Below are 19417 nucleotides of genomic sequence, written 5' to 3' on the forward strand. Positions count from 1 at the left end.
AACGACCGACCTTAGTAGGGGGGTCTTGACCCGGAAAGCGGATCGACACCACCGCGATTACCGGCTAGTTTGCCGAAATGGTGGGGGACTCCCTGATGGCGACCGGAAGCCGCGGCCGGAGAGACCGGCTCGCGGCGCCGCGCCGAATACTGGGGTCCTGGAGCCTGTGGGAAGTACCCAGGCGTGGCCTGATCGGATATCTGCTCCTCGTCGACGCCGCCGCTTTCGCCGCCACCGCGTACCTCTTCGCGTTACGGCCGCCCGCGCCGTCGTCCTTGCTCCCGTTTTCCGCTCTGCTGGCGGGAATGATCCTCAGCTCGGAGCTTTCGCGTCCCGTCGAGCGGTCCCGCGCCGACACCCGGCTCGGTGCCGGACTGGACGCGGCTTGGATCTTCGCGGGCGCGTTGCTGCTGCCGCCGGCGCTGGCAGCGGTACTCGTCGTCGCCTCGGCGGCATACCGCTGGTGCCGGATCCGGCGCGGTATCCCGCACCGCCAGGTGTTCGCGGCTTCCGCCACCATGCTTTCGGCGCTCGGTGCGTCGATCATCCCTGTCCTGCTGGGTGCGCCGCCATTCCTCGACGCGGCAAGGGATTTCGAAAGTTTCGCGCTGGTTTTCGCGACCGGCCTGGTGTTCCTGTCCGTCGACGCCGCCTTGGCCGCCCCGGCGGCCGAATTCGGGGCGGAACCTTCGGGATTCGCCTTCGACGCGGCGATGGTCGCGTTCGGTTTGCTGCTCGCGTGGTCGGCGGCGGACTGGCCGTTCGTCACCGTGGTACTCGCGGGCGCACTCGTGGTACTTCACCGGGCGGGGACGATGCGTGCCCTGCGCGGCCATGCGGGGACGGACTCCGGCACCGGACTGCTCACCGCGTCGTCCTGGTTGGACGGTGCCCGCACCCAGTTCGAGCTTCTTCGCGGCCGTGGCGCCGATCTTTCGCTGCTGATGCTCGATCTCGACCACTTCGCCCGGCTCAACGACCAGCACGGCAGACATGTGGGGGACGACGTTCTCCGTGCCGTGGCGGACACTCTGCGCGCGGAGGTGCGGGCGGCGGATCTCGTCGGCCGGTTCGGCGGCGAAGAGTTCGTCGTCCTGCTGCCCGGCACGAGCCGATTCGACGCGCACGCGATCGCCGAACGCATCCGGCTGCGGATCTCCTCGACCTTCGTCTCACTGGGTGGGACGTTCGCCGGGGCGACCGTCTCGATCGGGGTGTCGTCACAAGCGGCCGCCGGCGAGACGCTCGACCGGCTCGTCGGCGCGGCGGATCAGGCACTGCGCGCCGCGAAGGGGGCCGGACGCAACCGGACCGTCGTCTTCGAGGCCGAAAACTAATCTTCGGCCGGGCCGCCGATGTCCTCGAACCACAGCTCCGGGTGATCCCGGATGAACTCGGTCATCAGCGCGGTGCACGCCGGGTCGTCGAGCAGGGTGATCTCGACGCCGTTCTCCTCGAGCCAGCCGTGCCCGCCCTCGAACGTGGCCGCCTCGCCGATGATCACGCGGCCGATGCCGAACTGGCGCACCAGCCCGCTGCAGTACCAGCAGGGGGAGAGAGTGGTGACCATGATCGTGTCCCGGTAGTGCGCCCGCCTGCCCGCGTTCCGGAACGCGGAGGTCTCGGCGTGCATCGACGGGTCGCCGTCCTGGACCCGGCGGTTGTGGCCGCGGCCGAGCAGGACACCGGCGGTGTCGAAGAGCGCGGCGCCGATCGGGACCCCGCCCTCGGCCTTGCCGAGTTCGGCCTCTTCACGGGCGACGGACAGCAGGTGCGCGGGATCGATCACGAGGTTCACCTTACGGCTCGTGAGCGGTGAGGACGGTTCTCGAGGGGTAAGGCAAAGGTGGGAGGTTGCGAAAGCCACTTTCGCGACGCCTGAGGTCCCGAAAGTGGCTTTCGCGACACGGCCACCCCGACACCTTTGCCTTACCACTCGCGAGCCCAATGCGGACCGGAACTGTCCTCGATGTCTGCCACACTCCTCCCATGAAGCGAGCGAACCGATGACCACGGGCACGTCGGCGCGGCTGCTGAGGCTGCTCTCCCTGCTGCAGGCGCGGCGCGACTGGCCGGGCGCCGACCTGGCCGACCGCCTGCAGGTGGACGTCCGCACGGTCCGGCGCGACGTCGAGCGGCTGCGGGAACTGGGCTACCCGGTGCACGCCACCCCCGGTGTCGCGGGCGGCTACCGGCTCGGCGCGGGGGCCGCGCTGCCGCCGCTGCTGCTGGACGACGACGAGGCCGTCGCGGTCGCCGTCGGGCTCCGCACGGCCGCGAACGGGACGGTTTCGGGCATCGAGGAGACGTCGGTGCGCGCGCTCGCGAAACTGGAGCAGGTGCTGCCCGCCCGGCTCCGGCACCGGGTGACCGCGCTGAACACGGCGATGATCCCGATCGGCGGCGTCGTCCCGGTCATCGACGCGGCGGCGCTGACGGTGATCGCGTCCGCGTGCCGCGACCATCAGCAGCTCCGATTCGGTTACCGCAGCCACAAGGGCGACGTCAGCGAGCGCCGCATCGAGCCCCTGCGCCTGGTGCACACCGGGCGCCGGTGGTACCTGGTCGCGTTCGACCTCGACCGTGACGACTGGCGGACCTTCCGCGTCGACCGCATCGACGGCGTCCCGGACACCAGTTTCCGGTTCACGCCGAGGGAACCGCCCGCCGAGGACCTCGCGGCCTACGTCTCCCGCGGGATCTCGTCGTCGCCGTATCCGCATCAGATGGTGTTGCGGGTGAACGCCCCGGCGGACGCGCTCGCCGAATACGTGGCACCGACCGTCGGCGCGATCGAGGCCATCGACGAGCACACCTGCCGGGTCCGGGTCGGCTCCAACGACCTTTCCGTGATGCCGTACTACCTCGCCCACTGGGACGTCGACTTCGTCGTGGAAGAGGCGCCCGACGAGGTCAAGGAGAAGCTAAGGCTGGTCGCCGACCGTTTCGCGCGCGCGGTCGTGTGAGTCCGAAGTGGACTGTTCGGCTCGCTTGGCGCGTTTGGCCAGCAGGCCGATCGAGCCGAGCGAGATCAGTGCCAGCACGATGATGTAGAGCGAAACCGACATCGACGTCCCGGTGGATTCGAGCAGCAGCACCATGATGAACGGCGCGAGCCCGCCGCCGACGACCGCGCTGATCTGGTAGCCGAGCGAGGCGCCGGTGTAGCGCATCTCCGCGGTGAACAGTTCGGCGAACAACGCCGCCTGCGGGCCGTACATGATGCCGAGGAACAGCGACCCGACGAACGAGGCGACCACGAACAGCGGCAGCGAGGCCGTGTCGATCAGCAGGAACATCGGGATCGCCCAGATCGCGACCCCCGCCGCGCCGAAGGTGTAGATCTTGAGCCTCCCGATCCGGTCGGACAGTTTCGCCGAAAGCGGGATGATCGCCAGCTGTAGCGTGCTGATCAGCAGCGTCGCGACGAGCACGGTGGTCCGCGACATCCCCAGATGACGGGTGGCGTAGTCGAGGACGCCGTTGAGCAGGATGTAGAAGGTGGCGGTGTTGACCATGAACGAACCGCCGGCCAGCAGCACCGTCCCCTTGTGGTCGCGCAGGACGTCACGCAGCGGCGACTTGGCCCGGCCGCGTTCTTCGGCGGTGAGTTTCGCTTCCGCACGGCGGTATTCCGGCGTTTCGTCGATCTTGACGTGCATGTACCAGGCCAGCCCGAGCACGAGGATGCCGACCAGGAACGGGATCCGCCAAGCCCAGGTGAGGAAGTCCGACGGCGGCGCGACCTGCGCGGCGATCAGGAACACCGTGTTCGCCAGCACCACCCCGATCGGGACGCCGAGCTGGACGAGACTGCCGTAGAGACCGCGTTTGCCGGGCGGCGCGTACTCGGTGGCGAGCAGCATCGCGCCACCCCACTGGGCGCCGACGGCGACCCCCTGCACGAGCCGCAGCAGCACCAGGAGGATCGGCGCGGCGATGCCGATGGTGTCGTAGGTCGGCAGCAGGCCGATCAGCGTGGTCGCCGCGCCCATCAACGCGATCGCCAGCACCAGCACGGGTTTCCGGCCGCGTTTGTCGCCGAGGCTGCCCGCGATGATCCCGCCCAGCGGCCGGGCGAGGAAGCCGACCGCGAACGTCGCGAACGAGGCGAGGACGCCGGCCGCCGGGTTGGTGGTGGGGAAGAAGGTCTTCCCGAAGACCAGGGCGGCGGCGATCCCGAAGACGAAATAGTCGTACCACTCGACCGACGAAGCGAGGGCCGCGGCGGTGGCGGCCCTCCGGCGCTGGGACACGGTGATCGTCGGTTCGGGGGCGGTTTCAGGGGCGTTCTGTGCGCTGTCGGCCATCTGGATTGCCCTTCGCTCGGCGCTGCTGCGGCGATGCAGTCCGGGCAAGTTAACAACCGCTTAGTATGTGGTCAACGTCTCAACGGGTAATTCTAGATACCGACCAGTTGGTATGTCACTCTGGTGGCGGTATCGCCGACGAAGGCCGATCAGTACTGGTCAGGAGAGTTTCGTGCCGAGCATGCGCAGCACCAACTCGCTGTACTCCTGGCCAAGCTTCTTGGGGGTCTGGCGGGCTCGTTCGCTGTACCAGCGTGAGACGTCGACGCCGAGCGAGAGCACGGCCCTGGCGGCGGTGTGGGGGTCGCCGACGGTGAACACGCCCGCCCGCGCGCCTTCGGTGATGACCTCGCGCACGATCTGCTCGATGCGGCGGCGCAGTTTCGCGACGATCTCGAACTCCTCGTCCGGCAGCGCGTGCAGTTCGTACTGCACCACGCGGGCGACGGTGTGCCTGCGCGCGTGCCAGGCCACGAAGTCCTCGACCAGCAGCCGGATCCGCTCGACCGGGTCGGTCTCCCGTGCGACGACGCTCTCGACCAGCGAGAGTGTCTGCTCGTGGCCGTACTTCGAGATCGCGAACAGCAGCGCTGCCTTGGACGGGAAGTGCACGTACAGCGCGGCGGGGCTCATCCCCGCCGCCGAGGCGATGTCCCGGGTGGTCGTCGCGTGATAGCCACGCCGCGCGAAGGATTCGACCCCGGCCAGCATCAGCCGCCGTGCCGTCTCCGGCTGGACGTCGGGCCACAGTTCGGCCGACAGCGACATGGTCATCCGCAGATCCTCCCAGACGCTCGTTCCGGATGGCGGGCTTGACACCGTCTCCGGACCTTCCCATTGTAAGTGAGCGCTCGCTTAGTGATTGCGTCGCCAGTGAACACAGAGGAGATCGAAGAGTGAACTCGTTCAAGGATCGCGTCGCGATCGTCACCGGCGCCAGCCGGGGTATCGGCCTCGGGATCGCCAAGGACCTGGTCGAGCGCGGCGCGAAGGTGTGCATCACCGCGCGCAAACCGGAGCCGCTGGCCGAGGCGGTGGCCGAACTGGGCGGTGAGGCGGTCGCCATCGCCGTTCCCGGCAAGGCCGACGACACCGCGCACCAGGACGAGGCCGTCGCCAAGACCATCGAGACCTTCGGACGGCTGGACATGCTGGTGAACAACACCGGCATCAACCCCGTGTTCGGCCCCACCCTGGACATCGACCCCGAGGCCGCCGCGAAGATCTTCGCCGTCAACGTGCTCGCGCCGCTTTCGTGGACCCGCCGGGCGCGGGACGCGTGGATGGGGGAGCACGGCGGCGCGGTGGTGAACGTCGCGTCCGTCGCCGGGCTCGGCGCGTCGCCCGGGATCGGCATGTACGGCGTCAGCAAGGCCGCGCTGATCCGGCTCACCAAGGAACTCGGCTTCGAGCTCGGCCCGAAGATCCGCGTGAACGCCGTCGCGCCCGCCGTGGTCAAGACCAAGTTCGCGACAGCGCTGTACGAAGGCCGCGAAGAAGAGGTCGCGGAGTCGTACCCGATGAAGCGTCTCGGCGTGCCGGCGGACATCGCGAGCGCCGTGTCGTTCCTGCTTTCGGAGGAGGCGGGCTGGATCACCGGGCAGACGGTGGTCCTCGACGGCGGCGTCACACTGGCGGGTGGCCTGTGACCGCCTCCTTCACCGGATCCGGTGTCGTCGTCACCGGTGGAGGCGGCGGCATCGGAGCGGTCCTCGCCCGCCGGTTCGCGGCCGAGGGGGCCAGAGTCGTCGTCGGCGACCTGAACGGGGACGCCGCGGCCGAAGTCGCGAAGGAGATCGGCGGAACCGCCGTCGCCGGTGACGCCGCGAGCGAAGCGGGTGTCGCGTCGCTGATCGAGACCGCGCGCGAAACCCTGGGCGAAATCGACGTGTTCTGCGCCAACGCCGGGATCGCGCCGATGGGTGGCGTGGACGCGCCCGAGGAGGACTGGGCGCGGATCTGGGACGTCAACGTCATGGCGCACGTGCGTGCGGCGCGGCTGCTGCTGCCGCCGTGGCTCGAACGCGGCCGCGGGCACTTCATCGCGACGGTGTCGGCCGCGGGATTGCTGACCAGCCTCGGTTCGGCGTCCTACTCCGTGACCAAACACGGCGCGCTCGCCTTCGCCGAATGGCTGTCCGCGACCTACCGGCACCGCGGGCTCACCGTGCAGGCCATCTGCCCGCAGGGCGTGCGGACGGCGATGCTGGAGAACACCGGCCCCGCGGGCGAACTGCTGATGGGCGCCTCGGCGATCCAGCCGGAGCAGGTCGCGGACGCGTTGTTCGAGGCCATCGCCGCCGACCGCTTCCTGGTGCTGCCGCATCCCGAGGTCGCGGACTACTACGCCGCGCGGGCCACGCAGACCGACCGCTGGCTCGGCGGGATGAACAAACTGCAGCGCAAGGTGGAGCAGGTCACCGGCGAATGACCGGCGGCGTCTGGACACCGGCGGGGATTCAGTGTCCACAAGGGACACCGTCGGACGATTGAGTGTCCGATTGATGCCGCTATGTACGCTTCTGCGGGAGGTCGTGAGTGGCAATGAGGGTTAGAACAACCAAAATCACTCACGACCCCCTCGCGAAACCGCGCAAGTCGCCTAAAACGGGCACATTAGTGTCGTAAAATGTCCTTTGTGGACAGTCAGGAGCCGGGTGAGGCTCCTTGCGGGAGCCCGCTCCTGTCGGGTCCACCGCGACGCGTTCACCTTGTCCGCTATGGCGGCGAAGCCGGCCAGCAGTTATGCGACTTTGCCGGGGGTCCTGGTGCCAGGCGCAAGGAAGGGGCCTTCATGTACTGGGGTAGGTCACTCGCGACCGGACGCTATGCGGGGTCCGCCCAGAGGTTGATCTTCGCCGGGTGATCGGCCACTGTGGGTGGGGGGTCTTGCTCGCGGTAAGGAAAACTCGATGAGTAAACGCTTCGTGGTCCGTGGGTTCGTGCTCGCCGCAGCCGTGGCGGGGTCGTTGCTCACCGCGGGAACGGCGATGGCGAGCACCGCGGAACCGTGCGCGGCCGGGGCGTCCGGTGACGTCGCGGCGGCTTCCTGCACGCCGTATCGCAAGGTGAGTGAAGGCTGGAGCAGCAAGACCGCCTGCAACCGCGCCGGCAACGAGGGCGCGCAGGCGGGCCGCTGGACCGGCTGGAACTGCAACCAGGCGTTGCGCGGCTGGGAACTGTGGGTGCGCACCTGCACCGCGCTGGCCGCCGAGAAGGACGCGGTGACCACGCGCGAAACCGTCTGATTCGGTACGGGCCGCCCCGGTCGTGAGGCCGGGGCGGTCTAAACCCCTCGGTACGGCGGGAAGTCGGGGGCGCGGCGTTCGTTCCAGCTGGCCAGGCCCTCGGGAAGTTCCGGATAAGCGAAGGATTCCAGCATCAGAGTGGTGGCCTCGCGGGCGGAGTCTTCCAGCGAGAGTTCGGCTTCCCGCAAGACCTGCCGCTTGATGAGTGCCATGGAGCGCGGCGCGCTGTGGGTCGCGAGTTCGGTGGCGTATGCCTTCGCCCTCGCCGCGAGTTCTTCCGCGGGCACGATCTCCTGTACCAGGCCGTATTCGCGCGCCTGTTCGGCGGTGAAGGTCCGGCCGGAGAGCAACAGGTCGAGGGCCCGGCCGCGGCCGACGAGTTCGGGCAGCAGTTTCGCCACCCCGTATTCGGCGATGAGGCCGCGCCGGGCGAAGGCGGTGGTGAACTTCGCGCCCGCGGCGGCGAACCGGACGTCGGCGGCGCAGGCGATCACGAAGCCCAGGCCGGCGCAGCCGCCGTTGATGGCCGCGACCACCGGCACGTCGGCATAAGCGGCGGCCAAGACGTTGCGGAAGCCTTCGTGCTCCGGCGCGGTCGCGCCGCCTGCCGAGATGCCCTCCAGCAGCCCCAAGTCCGCGCCGGGACAGAAGGAGCGCCCGGCGCCGGTGACGACGACGGCGCGGATTCCGGGATCGGCCGACGCCTTGCCCAGCAGATCGCCGTAGCGGATCTGCATCGCCTGATCCATCGCGTTGCCGCGCTCCGGTTTGTCGAAGGTGATCGTGGCGACGGCGCCGTCCACGGCGTACCGAACGGAATCCGAACTGTCCACTTCGGACGGTGAGAGCTGATCGGTCACGTCGACCTCCTTGCGTCATCGCCATACTAAGCGGATGCTTAGAGGCTCGTCGAGACTTTGTCATGGAGGAACCTGCGTGAGCTCCTACGAAGCGAAGCCGTGGCTGGCCGCCTACGAGCCCCGGATGAGGGACGCGGAACCGACGGAACCGACCACGGTTCCCGCGTCCTTCCGGCGGACGGTCGAGCGCTTCCCGCACGTCACCGCGATCGCCTACTTCGACGGCAGGATGAGCTACCGCGAGGTCGACGAGCTTTCCGACGGCATCGCGCGCCATCTGATCGCGTCCGGTTTCTCCCCGGGCGACCGGCTCGCCCTGATCCTGCAGAACATCCCGCAGTTCGTGCTGGCGCTGCTCGGTGCCTGGAAGGCGGGCGGAATCGTCGTCCCCGTCAACCCGATGTACCGGGAACGGGAACTCCGGCACGTCTTCGAAGACGCCGGAGTACGCGCGGTCGTGTGTTCGCAGAGCGGGTGGAACAGCCGTATCGCCCCGCTCGTTCCCGGCAGCGGCGTGACCATCGCGCTGACCACCAGCGAACTCGACCTGCAAGGCCGCGACGATCCGCGGGTGTTCGGCAAGAGCGTGCGGGAGCCGACTCCCGGCGCCGCCGACCTGCTGAAGGTGGCGCGGGCCGCGGCGGGGGACCCGCCCCCGGACCCCGGCCTCGGCCCGGACGACGTCGCACTGATCAGCTACACGTCGGGCACCAGCGGGACACCGAAGGGGGCGATGAACACCCACGGCAACCTCGGCGCGAACGCGGCCGTGCTCAGCGCGTTCAGCGGCCTCGACGAAGGCGCCACCCTGTTCGGCCTGGCGCCGCTGTTCCACATCACCGGCATGGTCTGCGAGATCGCCTCCGCGATCGACATCGGCGGCACACTCGCGCTCGCGTACCGGTTCGAGCCCGGTGTCGTACTCGACGCCTTCCTGGAGCACCGGCCCGTGTACACGGTCGGCCCGTCCACCGCGTACATGGCGCTGATGGCGCAGCCCGACGTCCGCCCGGAGCACTTCGAATCGTTCCGGTTGCTGTACTCCGGCGGAGCCGCGCTGCCGCCCGCCGTGGTCGACATGTTCCGCGAGCGGTTCGGCCACTACATCCACAACGGCTACGGACTCACAGAGACGACCGCGGGCTGCATCGTCGTCCCGAGCAGCCTCGAAGCGCCCATCGACGAAGCTTCCGGCACGATCTCCATCGGCCTGCCCGTGCCGGGGACCATCGTGCGCATCCTCGGCGAAGACGGCGAAGAACTGCCGTTCGGGACGGCGGGTGAGATCGCCGTCGAAGGTCCGATGGTGGTCCCCGGCTACTGGAACCGGCCCGAAGCGACCGAAGCCGCACTGCCCGGCGGCAGGCTCCTGACCGGCGACATCGGCTTCATGGAGCCGAGCGGCTGGGTCTACGTCGTGGACCGCAAGAAGGACATGATCAACGCCTCCGGTTTCAAGGTCTGGCCGCGTGAGGTCGAGGACGTCTTGTACACGCATCCGGCCGTACGCGAAGCGGCCGTCGTCGGCATCCCGGACGAATACCGCGGCGAGACCGTGAAGGCCTACATCAGCCCGGCCCCGGGAAGCACGCCCGACCCGCAGGACCTCGTCGCGTACTGCAAGGAACGCCTCGCCGCGTACAAATATCCGCGCGTGGTCGAGGTGCTCGACGAACTGCCGAAGACGGCGAGTGGCAAGATCCTCCGCCGCGAACTCCGGGCCAAGGGGTGAGCGGCATGGCACAGGTCGAAACGGCCCGCGGTCCCGTCGACGCCGGCGAACTGGGCAAGGTGCTCATGCACGAGCACCTGTTCGTCCTCAGTCCCGAATTCATGGCCAACCATCCCGGGCACGACGGTTTCCGCGAGGACGAACACGTCGCCGACGCCATCCGGCGGCTGGACGAACTGAAGGCCGCCGGGATCGACACCATCGTCGACCCGACCGTCATCGGGCTCGGCCGCTACATTCCGCGCGTGCGCAGGGTCGCGGCCGAAACCGACCTCCGGATCATCGTCGCGACCGGGCTCTACACCTACAACGACGTCCCGCACTACCTCCACCATCGCGGACCCGGGCTGCTCTTCGACGACGGCGTGGATCCACTGGTCGGCCTCTTCACCGGCGACATCGTCGACGGGATCGCCGACACCGGGGTGAAGGCGGCGCTGCTCAAGTGCGCGACCGACGAACCGGGGGTCACCCCCGGTGTCGAACGTGTGCTGCGCGCGGTCGCGAAGGCGCACCGGGAGACCGGCGCGCCGATCATGACCCACACCCACGCGCCGACCCGGCGCGGCCTCGAACAGCAGGCCGTCTTCGAGACCGAAGGTGTCGACTTGAGCCGGGTTCTCATCGGGCACAGCGGCGACAGCACCGACCTCGATTACCTCACCGGGCTCGCCGACAAGGGATCGCTGCTGGGAATGGACCGCTTCGGGCTCGACCCGTTGCTGCCGTTCGAAGACCGTGTCGCCACGGTCGCGGCGATGTGCGAACGCGGTTACGCCGGGAGCATGGTGCTCTCCCACGACGCCTCCTGTTTCATCGATTGGTTCGAGCAGGACAAGATCGCCGCGATGGCGCCCAACTGGCATTTCCTCCACATCACCCGTGACGTGCTGCCCGCCTTGCGGGAGCGGGGAGTGTCCGAAAGGGACATAACGACGATGCTGGTCGACAATCCGCGGCGGTTCTTCGAGCACGGCGGCGCGTATTGAGACCTTTGTTCTGGTGTCTGGGGCGATTCGGGTTGGAGCCGAAATCGGAAGTGTCGTGTGCGGTGGCCGGGGCCCGGGTTGGCGTGACGGTTGTCCCAGAGGCCACTCGGCGGGTAGTGAGGGCCTCCTTCCCTACCTTCAGGGCAGGGTCCCGGCAAAGTCGCATAACTGCTGGTCGGCTCCGCCGCCATAGCGGGACAAGGGTGAACTTGTCGGGGTGGAGCCGGCGGGAGCGGGCTTGCTCAAGGAGCCTCGCCCGGCTCTTGGCTGTCCACAAGGGACACTTTCGAGACAGATGTGCCCGATTTGGGCGACTTGCACGGTTTCACGAGGAGGGCGTGAGTGATTTTTGTTTTTCTAACCCTCATTGCCACTCACGACCCCTCGCAGAAACGTACATAGCGGCATCGATCGGACATTCAATCGCCCGGCGGTGTCCCTTGTGGACACTGAAGCCCCGCCCGTGCCCAGAATCAGGCCTGCCCCCACCTCGACTCGCCCTTGATCAACGGAAGATCAGGGACGTTGAGTGCCTCCGATCTTCCGTTGATCAAGCTCCACCACCGGCACATGCGGCCCCGCGACAGCGCAGGATAGTCACCTGACCTGCAAGATCTCGGCTTTGCCGGGCCCCCGACCTTCAGGGTAGGGAAGGAGGCCCTCGCGGACTGGTGAGCGGTTCCTGGTCTGGTGATCGACGTTGCGAAAGCCACTTTCCCAACGTTGAGGGTTGCGAAAGTGGCTTTCGCAACGCGTTGTTGCTGGAGCGGTGGCTCAGTCGGCGTCAGCACGCACGAGACATGGCCCATGCGGTGCCGGCACGCTGGGAAAAGTGTGAAGGGCGAGTTTCCTCGGCTCAGCCGAGGGGAAGGGGGCCTTCACCCGCCGCTGGTGGCACTGCGAGGGAAGGACTCGAGGTCCCGTTCCCAATGCCTCGACAAACCGACCGGTATGCTTGGTGTCCGCACGAGAAGGAGCCGGCCATGACACGAGCGACCACCCGGAAGGCCGAGGCGGGCGGCGACGACCAGGCCGCCGTGCCGCGCCGACTGCTGTCGCACGCCACGAAGCTCTTCGCCAAGAAGGGGTTCGACCGGACCTCCGTGCAGGAGATCGTCGAGGCGGCCGGGGTCACCAAGGGCGCGATGTACCACTACTTCGGCTCCAAGGACGACCTCCTTTACGAGATCTACGCCCGCGTGCTGCGCGCGCAGACCGAGCAACTGGAAAAGGTGGCCTCGAGTGAGGCGCCGCTGCGGGAGCGGCTGCGTTCCGCGGGCTCCGACGTCGTCGTCAGCACGATCGACAACCTCGACGACAACACGATCTTCATGCAGTCCATGCACCAGCTCAGCGTGGAGAAGCAGAAGGCGGTCCGCGCGGAACGCCGCAAGTACCACGAGCGGTTCCGCACGCTGATCGAGGAGGGCCAGGAGTCCGGCGAATTCCGCGCGGACAAACCGGCCGACGTGATCGTCGACTTCTTCTTCGGCTCGGTGCACCACCTCGGTTCGTGGTACCGGCGTGGCGGCGCGCTCTCGGCCCGCCAGATCGGTGATCATTTCGCCGATCTCCTGCTGGCCGCGCTGCGACCCGAGTAGCGCTCAGCCCGGCGGCGCGGGCACGAGCCGTTCGGCGAACCATTCGCAGCGGCGTTCGAGCACCGTTCCCACCTCCCATCTGGAGGCGAAGGCGAGCAACCCCGTCGCCACGTCGTCGGCGGCTTCGGGTGGCCAGCCCTGGGCGGCCAGGCTCGACCGTATCGCTTCGGCGTAGTCGGAATAGGTGAATCCGGGCAGCTCCGCGACGAGTGCCGTCGTCGTCCCGAGATGCGAGTTCAGCCCGTCGAAGGACCGTCCGCAGCCGCATTCGGAATCCGCCGAGTCTTCGCCGTCGTCGCAGCACGGGGCGATCCAGATCAGCTCGCCTTCGACGCAGTGGTCGAAGTCGTTCTCCCGCGCGCCCTGGGTCTTCGAGGTGGCCACGAGCAGCTTCATGATGACTCCCTGTTCGCTCTGATGTTCGAACAGGTTCTACCGGCGGGGTCCGACACTTTCCGGGCGGACCCCGCCGGGGGAGATCAGGCCGGCAGGTCGATCAGCGGCGCGAGGGCCGCGCGATGCCGCCCAGGAGTGCCCAAAGCGATCTCGTCGCTCTTCGCGCGCTTCAGGTACAGGTGCGCGGGGTGCTCCCAGGTCATGCCGATCCCGCCGTGCAGCTGGATCGCCTCTTCGGTGGCGTGCACGGCGATGGGGGAGTTGCGGGCCTGCGCCACCGCGACGGCGATCGCGATGTCGTCACCGGAAGCCAGGCAGTCGGCGGCGTACCGCGCGGTCGCCCTGGCGTTGACCAGATCCGTGTACAGATTCGCCAGCCGGTGCTTCAGCGACTGGAACGAACCGACCTGACGGCCGAACTGGTAACGCTCCTTGAGATAGCGCACCGTTTCGGTCAGGGCCCATTCGGCGATCCCGAGTTGTTCCGAGGCGAGCAGCCCCGCCGCCGTCATGAGTGCGGTGTCCAAAGCGGACACCGCGGCCGAAGAAACGGCGACGCGCTTCGCGGTCACGTTCTCGAAAGTGACGTCGGCGATGCGCCGGGTGAGGTCCAGGGAAATGGCCTCGGTGACCGTCACGCCCGTCGACGCCACGTCGACCGTGTACAGGCCGGGACCGTCGGGCCCCACCGCCGGGACGACGATCAGTTCGGCCACCGAAGCGTCGGCGACGCTTCGGACCTGACCACTGAGCGTGCCGTCGGCGGCCGCGGTGACCGTCGAGGGGAACTCGGCGCCGGGCGCCGTCGACAGCGGAATGGCCAGCGCGCCGATGAGCGTGCCCGCGGCCAGTTTCCCGAGCCGTTCCGCCACTTCCGCCTGCGACGTGTCGGTCGCCAGCAGGGCTGACGTCGCCAGGACGGCACTGCCGAGATACGGGACGGGGGCGACGCTGCGCCCGAGTTCCTCCATCACGACGGCGACTTCCCGCGCCGAAGCGCCGTGCCCGCCCAGTGCCTCCGGGACGGCGAGACCCGCCGCACCGAGGTCGGCGGCGAGCGTGCGCCACAACTTCAGGTCGTACGGTTCCGCAGACTCGGTCCTGGCGATCAGGGCCGCCGGTTCCGCGCGGTCCTTGAACAAATCCCGGACGCTGGCGCGAAGGTCCTCTTCGACCTCGGAATACAGCAGGTCGGTCATCGGGGCAGGTCCTTCCAGGCGACGTCCTTGTCGATCCGCGGCTCGGACGGCAGTCCCAGCACGCGTTCGGCGATGATGTTGCGCAGGACCTCCGAGGTGCCGCCCTCGATGGAGTTCCCCTTCGCGCGCAGATAGCGGTATCCGGCTTCGCGGCCGAGGAAGTTCACGCCGTCGGGACGCCGCATCGTCCAATCGTCGTAGCGCAGGCCTTCGTCGCCGAGCAGTTCGATCTCCAGCCCGGACGCGGCCTGGTTCAGTTCGGAGAACGCGACCTTGACCGCGGAACCCTCCGGCCCCGGCGCGCCCGCGGCGAGTTGCTGCCGCAGCCGCGAACTCACCAGGCGCAGGCTCTCGCCCTCCACCCACAGCTTCAGCAGCCTGTCGTGCAGTTCGGAGGTGCGCAGTTCCGGGCGTTCCCGCCAGGTTTCCGTGACGACGCCGACCATGCCGCCGTCACGCGGGAACTCGGTCCCGCCGATCGCGACCCGTTCGTTCATCAGCGTGGTCTGCGCGACCTTCCAGCCCTCGCCCACCGCGCCGAGGCGGTGCGCGTCGGGAATGCGGACCTCGCTGAGGAAGACCTCGTTGAACTCGGCCTCACCGGTGATCTGGCGCAGCGGCCGGACCTCGACGCCCGGCGCGGTCATGTCGCACAGGAAGTACGTCATGCCACGGTGTTTCGGTACGTCGGGATCGGTGCGGGTGACCAGGATGGCCCACTGCGACTTGTGCGCGCCCGACGTCCAGACCTTCTGGCCGGTGACCACCCAGTCGTCGCCGTCGCGGACCGCGCGGGTGCCCAGCGCGCCGAGGTCGGATCCGGCGCCCGGCTCACTGAACAGCTGGCACCACACCTCACGTTCGGTCCACAGTGGACGGAGGAAGCGCTGATGCTGTTCCGGGGTGCCGAAGGCGAGAATGGTCGGCGCGGCCATGCCGAGACCGATCCCGATCCGCCGTTTGTCGTTGTCCGGGGCGCCCGCCGCGGCGAGTTCCTTGTCCACAAGGGACTGCAGGGAACGAGGCGCGTTCAGGCCGCCGAGCCCCTCGGGGAAGTGGATCCACGCCAGCCCGGCGTCGAACCGCGCGTCGAGGAAGTCCTGGCGTGGCGTGCTTTCCGGCGGATGCGCGGCCAGGAGGTCGGCCACGCGCTTCTTGAGGTCTTGAGCCGTCGTCACTTCTGGGCCTCCCCGCGGTACTTCTTCAGTTCACGGTGCGCCAGCGAGCGCTTGTGCACCTCGTCCGGGCCGTCGGCGAGCCGCAGCGTCCGCACCTGCGCCCACATCTCGGCGACCGGGAAGTCCTGGCTGACCCCGCCCGCGCCGAACAACTGCACGGCCTTGTCGAGGATCCACTCGACGGTGATCGGCGTGGAGATCTTGATCGCCTGGATCTCGGTGTGCGCGCCCTGGTTGCCGACGGTGTCCATCAGCCACGCGGTCTTGAGTACCAGCAGGCGCTGCTGCTCGATCTTGACCCGCGCCTCGGCGATCCAGTCCTGCACCACGCCCTGTTCGGCGATCGGCTTGCCGAAGGTCTCGCGCGAAAGCGCCCGGCGGCACATCAGTTCCAGCGCGCGCTCGGCCATGCCGATGGCGCGCATGCAGTGGTGGATCCGTCCCGGGCCGAGGCGGGCCTGCGCGACGGCGAACCCGTCACCCTCGCCGGCGATGAGGTTCTCCGCGGGCACACGGACGTCCTCGAAGACCACTTCGGCGTGGCCGCCGTGATCGCCGTCGGTGTAGCCGAAGACGTGCATACCGCGTTTCACGGTCATGCCGGGGGTGTCGCGGGGGACCAGGATCATGCTCTGCTGCTTGTGCGGCGGGCCGTCCGGATCGGTCTTGCCCATCACGATGAAGATCTTGCAGTTCGGGTTCATCGCGCCGGAGATGTACCACTTGCGGCCGTTGATGACGTACTCGTCGCCGTCGCGCCGGATGCCGGTGGCGATGTTGCGCGCGTCGGAGGACGCGACGTCGGGCTCGGTCATCGCGAACGCGGACCGGATCTCGCCGTCCAGCAACGGCTGGAGCCACTGCTTCTTCTGCTGCTCGCTGCCGAACATGGTGAGGACTTCCATGTTCCCGGTGTCCGGCGCCGCACAGTTCAGCGCGGTCGGCGCGAGCCGGATGCTGCGGCCGGTGATCTCGGCCAGCGGCGCGTACTGGAGGTTCGTCAGCCCCGCGCCGTGGTCACCGGGGAGGAAGAAGTTCCACAGTCCGCGCTTGCGCGCTTCGGCCTTGAGTTCTTCGACGATCGGCGGCTGCGACCATTCGCTGTCGCGCTCGGCCAGCTGCTGCTCGAAGACGGCCTCGGCCGGGTAGATGTGCGAATCCATGAACTCGAGGAGCTTTCCCCGCAGTTCCTCGGTTTTCGCGTCGAAGGCGAAGTCCATCTCTATCCCTCTTCCTTGAGAGTCTCATTGCCGTGCGCGATCAACGGGACGACGCCCGCGCCGATGCCGTCGAATCCGGCACCGACGGTCTGGCCCTTGCTGTAGCGAAGGTGGATGCCTTCCAGGATCACCGCGAGTTTGAAGAACGCGAAGCCCACGTACCAGTTGAGCCGCGAGACGTCGCGGCCCGAACGTTCGGCGTAGCGCGCGATGACCTCGTCGTTGCGCGGATAGCCCGGCGCGGAACTGGCGTTCGACACGAACTGCAAGGACACCTTGTCGCGTTCGGCGTAGGCCACCAGCAGCGCGAGGTCGGTCAGCGGGTCGCCGAGGGTGGACATCTCCCAGTCCAGCACCGCGGTGATCCGGTCGTCGTCGTTCACCAGCACGTTGTCCAGCCGGTAATCCCCGTGGACGATCGACGGCTTGCCCGAAACCGGCACCGAACCCGCCAGCCGATCGTGCAGTTCGTCGACGCCGGGGAGATCGCGGCTGCGGTTGCCGTCGAGCTGTTTCTTCCAGCGCCGCAACTGGCGTTCGAGGAAACCTTCCGGGCGGCCGAAATCGCCGAGCCCCACCGACTCCGGATCGACGGCGTGCAACTCGACGAGGGTGTCGACCAGTTCGTCCGCGATCGCCTTCGTCCTGGCGGGGCCCAGCGCGGCCAGTTCGGTGTCGGAGCGGAAAGGCGTGCCCTCCACGAACTCCATCACGTAGAACCGCGCGCCGATGACGTCGGTGTCCTCGCACAGCAGCACGGTTTCCGGCACCGGGACGGCCGTGCCGTGCAGGCCGGAGATCACCCGGAACTCCCGGCCCATGTCGTGCGCGGTCGGCAGGACGTGGCCCAGCGGCGGGCGGCGGACCACCCAGCGGGACCGGCCGTCGCCCACGATGTAGGTGAGGTTGGACCGGCCTCCCGCCACGACCTGGCCGCTCAGGTCGCCCTGGACGAGCCCGGGCCGGTGCTCGTCCAGGTGGGCCTTGAGCTTGGCCAGGTCGAGGCCCGGCAGGTCGGACTGGTTCATGGTGCCTCCAGCATCTCGCTTTCCGGTGACAGTACCGACCAGTCGGTATGTCGGGTAGGGGTGGCCCGGCGAGGTGCCGGAGGTCACCTTCTCAGGCGATCAGCCGGACGACCATCTCCGCGACGCACGCCGGTTTGGGCTCGCCGTCGATCTCGATCGTCCACCGCACGACGGCCTGCTTGCCACCGGAGACGTCGGTGACCTCGACCAGTTCGGCGCCCGCCCGGATCTTCGCGCCCACCTTCACCGGCTGGGGGAACCGGACCTTGTTCAGCCCGTAGTTGATGCCCATCTTGAGCCCGTTGACCCGGTAGAGCTTCCCGACGAAACCCGAAATGAGCGAAAGCGTCAGGAAACCGTGGGCGATCGGGGCGCCGAACGGCCCATCGGCCGCCTTCTCGACGTCGACGTGGATCCACTGGTGGTCGTCGGTGGCGTCGGCGAACAGGTCCACCCGGTCCTGGGTGAGTGTCAGCCAGTCGCTGTAGCCGAAGTGTTCGCCGACGGCGTTCTCGAACTCCTGCAATGAGGCGAATTCGCGCATGGCTCAGTCCTTCGGTCCGCCGGCGACGTAGATGACCTGGCCGGAGATGAATCCCGCGCCGTCGCTCACCAGGAACGACGCGAGGTTGGCGATGTCGTCGGGGGTGCCGACACGCTGCACCGGGATCTGCGACGCGGCCGCCGCCTTGAAGTCCTCGAAGGACATGCCGATCCGCTCGGCGGTCGCCGCGGTCATGTCGGTGGCGATGAAACCGGGGGCGATGGCGTTCGCGGTGACGTTGAACTTGCCCAGTTCGATCGCGAGGGTCTTCGTGAAGCCCTGCATGCCCGCCTTGGCCGCGGAGTAGTTGACCTGGCCGCGGTTGCCCAGCGCCGAGGTGCTGGACAGGTTGACGATGCGGCCCCACTTCTCCTGCGTCTGGTACTTTTGCACCTCGCGGGTCATCAGGAACGAGCCCTTCAGGTGCACGCCCAGCACCGAGTCCCAGTCCTGTTCGGTCATCTTGAAGAGCAGGTTGTCGCGGGTGATGCCGGCGTTGTTGATCAGCACGGTCGGCGCGCCGAGCTCCTCGGCCACCCGAGTCACCGCGGCTTCGACCTGTGCGGCGTCGTTGACGTCCAGCGCGACACCGACGGCCTTGCCGCCCTCGGCGACGATCGCTTCGGCCCCCTGCTTGACACCCGCCTCGTCGAGGTCCAGCAGGCCGACGGCGAACCCGTCGGAAGCGAGCCGCTTGGCCACGGCCGCGCCGATGCCGCGGCCGGCGCCGGTGACGATCGCTACACGGGAGGGGTGTTCGGTCACGGGTGACTCCTCGTCGTCGAGTGGAAGTGACGTCGAGTCTGCCGTACTGAGCGGTCGGTTTGTAGAGATGCCGGGCCAGGAGTTTCGCTGTGATCGTAATCACGGCGGGTGGCATCGGTGCCCGACGGATACTTCCGGCCGCCTGATCGTCCCGACGTCCAGCGCCTCGACCTGCACTTCCGCTCGCGGCGGACGACGGGAGACTCCGCGCCGGTCCGTCACCTCGGTCCGTGAAGGCCTCCTTGAGGGACTCTGGGTCCCTCAAGGAGGCCTTCACATACTTCAAGCGACCAAGGCTCCGGAAGGCGTCGGCCGGGGTGGTCGTAAGTGGCGATCCGGGTTGGAGC

General features: G+C 68.3%; 19 protein-coding genes. 8 read left to right on the top strand and 11 right to left on the bottom strand.

Annotated elements, in window-relative coordinates:
* Window positions 1–77 precede the first annotated feature (77 nt).
* Window positions 78–1337, top strand: a complete 1260-nt coding sequence (locus tag DMH03_RS22355) for a GGDEF domain-containing protein (RefSeq protein ID WP_233611583.1) — start codon at window positions 78–80, stop codon at window positions 1335–1337.
* Here the strand turns inward: DMH03_RS22355 and DMH03_RS22360 are convergent.
* Window positions 1334–1798 (bottom strand): nucleoside deaminase, encoded by a 465-nt coding sequence (locus DMH03_RS22360; protein WP_125793876.1) that lies wholly within the window; start codon window positions 1796–1798, stop codon window positions 1334–1336. The genes DMH03_RS22355 and DMH03_RS22360 overlap by 4 nt on opposite strands.
* A 208-nt stretch (window positions 1799–2006) precedes the next feature.
* Between DMH03_RS22360 and DMH03_RS22365 the strand changes: the two genes are divergently transcribed.
* Window positions 2007–2966 (top strand): YafY family protein, encoded by a 960-nt coding sequence (locus DMH03_RS22365; protein ID WP_125793877.1) that lies wholly within the window; start codon window positions 2007–2009, stop codon window positions 2964–2966.
* Here DMH03_RS22365 and DMH03_RS22370 read toward each other — a convergent pair.
* Both DMH03_RS22370 and DMH03_RS22375 read right to left on the bottom strand, forming a co-directional pair.
* Window positions 2925–4310: an MFS transporter gene (locus tag DMH03_RS22370; protein ID WP_125793878.1), complete on the bottom strand. Its 1386-nt coding sequence runs from the start codon at window positions 4308–4310 to the stop codon at window positions 2925–2927. The two genes, DMH03_RS22365 and DMH03_RS22370, sit on opposite strands and share 42 nt — an antisense overlap.
* Before the next feature lie 159 nt (window positions 4311–4469).
* The gene (locus DMH03_RS22375; RefSeq protein WP_125793879.1) at window positions 4470–5084 is read right to left on the bottom strand and encodes a TetR/AcrR family transcriptional regulator; all 615 of its coding nucleotides are present in this window, start codon (window positions 5082–5084) and stop codon (window positions 4470–4472) included.
* A 122-nt stretch (window positions 5085–5206) separates the two neighbouring features.
* Here DMH03_RS22375 and DMH03_RS22380 point away from each other — a divergent pair, with 122 nt between their 5' ends.
* The 3 genes from DMH03_RS22380 to DMH03_RS22390 all read left to right on the top strand — a co-directional run bounded on the left by DMH03_RS22380 (window position 5207) and on the right by DMH03_RS22390 (window position 7558).
* The gene (locus tag DMH03_RS22380; RefSeq protein WP_125793880.1) at window positions 5207–5959 is read left to right on the top strand and encodes an SDR family oxidoreductase; all 753 of its coding nucleotides are present in this window, start codon (window positions 5207–5209) and stop codon (window positions 5957–5959) included.
* A complete protein-coding gene (locus tag DMH03_RS22385; protein WP_125793881.1) occupies window positions 5956–6741 on the top strand; it encodes an SDR family oxidoreductase in 786 nt (261 codons plus the stop codon). Before DMH03_RS22380 ends, DMH03_RS22385 begins: the two co-directional genes overlap by 4 nt.
* Before the next feature lie 481 nt (window positions 6742–7222).
* The gene (locus tag DMH03_RS22390) at window positions 7223–7558 is read left to right on the top strand and encodes a hypothetical protein (RefSeq protein ID WP_125793882.1); all 336 of its coding nucleotides are present in this window, start codon (window positions 7223–7225) and stop codon (window positions 7556–7558) included.
* 38 nt (window positions 7559–7596) lie between these two features.
* On the opposite strand, the gene DMH03_RS22395 is transcribed toward DMH03_RS22390, so the two are convergent.
* Complete coding sequence (locus DMH03_RS22395) at window positions 7597–8418, bottom strand: enoyl-CoA hydratase-related protein (protein ID WP_233611584.1); 822 nt, start codon at window positions 8416–8418, stop codon at window positions 7597–7599.
* A 76-nt stretch (window positions 8419–8494) separates the two neighbouring features.
* On the opposite strand from DMH03_RS22395, the gene DMH03_RS22400 reads away from it, so the two are divergent.
* The 3 genes from DMH03_RS22400 to DMH03_RS22410 all read left to right on the top strand — a co-directional run bounded on the left by DMH03_RS22400 (window position 8495) and on the right by DMH03_RS22410 (window position 12740).
* Complete coding sequence (locus DMH03_RS22400; RefSeq protein ID WP_125793883.1) at window positions 8495–10150, top strand: class I adenylate-forming enzyme family protein; 1656 nt, start codon at window positions 8495–8497, stop codon at window positions 10148–10150.
* Window positions 10151–10155: 5 nt separating this feature from the next.
* Complete coding sequence (locus DMH03_RS22405; protein ID WP_125793884.1) at window positions 10156–11139, top strand: phosphotriesterase; 984 nt, start codon at window positions 10156–10158, stop codon at window positions 11137–11139.
* Window positions 11140–12122: 983 nt separating this feature from the next.
* Window positions 12123–12740, top strand: a complete 618-nt coding sequence (locus DMH03_RS22410) for a TetR/AcrR family transcriptional regulator (RefSeq protein WP_125793885.1) — start codon at window positions 12123–12125, stop codon at window positions 12738–12740.
* Between the two features lie 3 nt (window positions 12741–12743).
* On the opposite strand, the gene DMH03_RS22415 is transcribed toward DMH03_RS22410, so the two are convergent.
* From DMH03_RS22415 to fabG, 7 genes are all read right to left on the bottom strand, one after another.
* A complete protein-coding gene (locus DMH03_RS22415) occupies window positions 12744–13136 on the bottom strand; it encodes a hypothetical protein (protein WP_125793886.1) in 393 nt (130 codons plus the stop codon).
* Window positions 13137–13219: 83 nt separating this feature from the next.
* On the bottom strand, window positions 13220–14335 hold the full coding sequence (locus DMH03_RS22420; RefSeq protein ID WP_125793887.1) for an acyl-CoA dehydrogenase family protein: 1116 nt from the start codon (window positions 14333–14335) through the stop codon (window positions 13220–13222).
* The gene (locus DMH03_RS22425) at window positions 14332–15513 is read right to left on the bottom strand and encodes an acyl-CoA dehydrogenase family protein (RefSeq protein WP_125793888.1); all 1182 of its coding nucleotides are present in this window, start codon (window positions 15511–15513) and stop codon (window positions 14332–14334) included. The genes DMH03_RS22420 and DMH03_RS22425 overlap by 4 nt, the downstream gene beginning before the upstream one ends.
* Window positions 15510–16733, bottom strand: a complete 1224-nt coding sequence (locus DMH03_RS22430) for an acyl-CoA dehydrogenase family protein (protein WP_125793889.1) — start codon at window positions 16731–16733, stop codon at window positions 15510–15512. Before DMH03_RS22430 ends, DMH03_RS22425 begins: the two co-directional genes overlap by 4 nt.
* A gap of 2 nt (window positions 16734–16735) precedes the next feature.
* Window positions 16736–17761, bottom strand: a complete 1026-nt coding sequence (locus DMH03_RS22435) for a phosphotransferase family protein (protein WP_125793890.1) — start codon at window positions 17759–17761, stop codon at window positions 16736–16738.
* Window positions 17762–17852: 91 nt separating this feature from the next.
* A complete protein-coding gene (locus DMH03_RS22440) occupies window positions 17853–18305 on the bottom strand; it encodes a MaoC family dehydratase (RefSeq protein WP_125793891.1) in 453 nt (150 codons plus the stop codon).
* 3 nt (window positions 18306–18308) lie between these two features.
* Window positions 18309–19070, bottom strand: a complete 762-nt coding sequence (fabG, locus tag DMH03_RS22445; protein ID WP_020637045.1) for a 3-oxoacyl-ACP reductase FabG — start codon at window positions 19068–19070, stop codon at window positions 18309–18311.
* Window positions 19071–19417: the final 347 nt, after the last annotated feature.

Source organism: Amycolatopsis sp. WAC 01376, from assembly GCF_003947415.1.
Taxonomy (GTDB): Bacteria; Actinomycetota; Actinomycetes; order Mycobacteriales; family Pseudonocardiaceae; genus Amycolatopsis.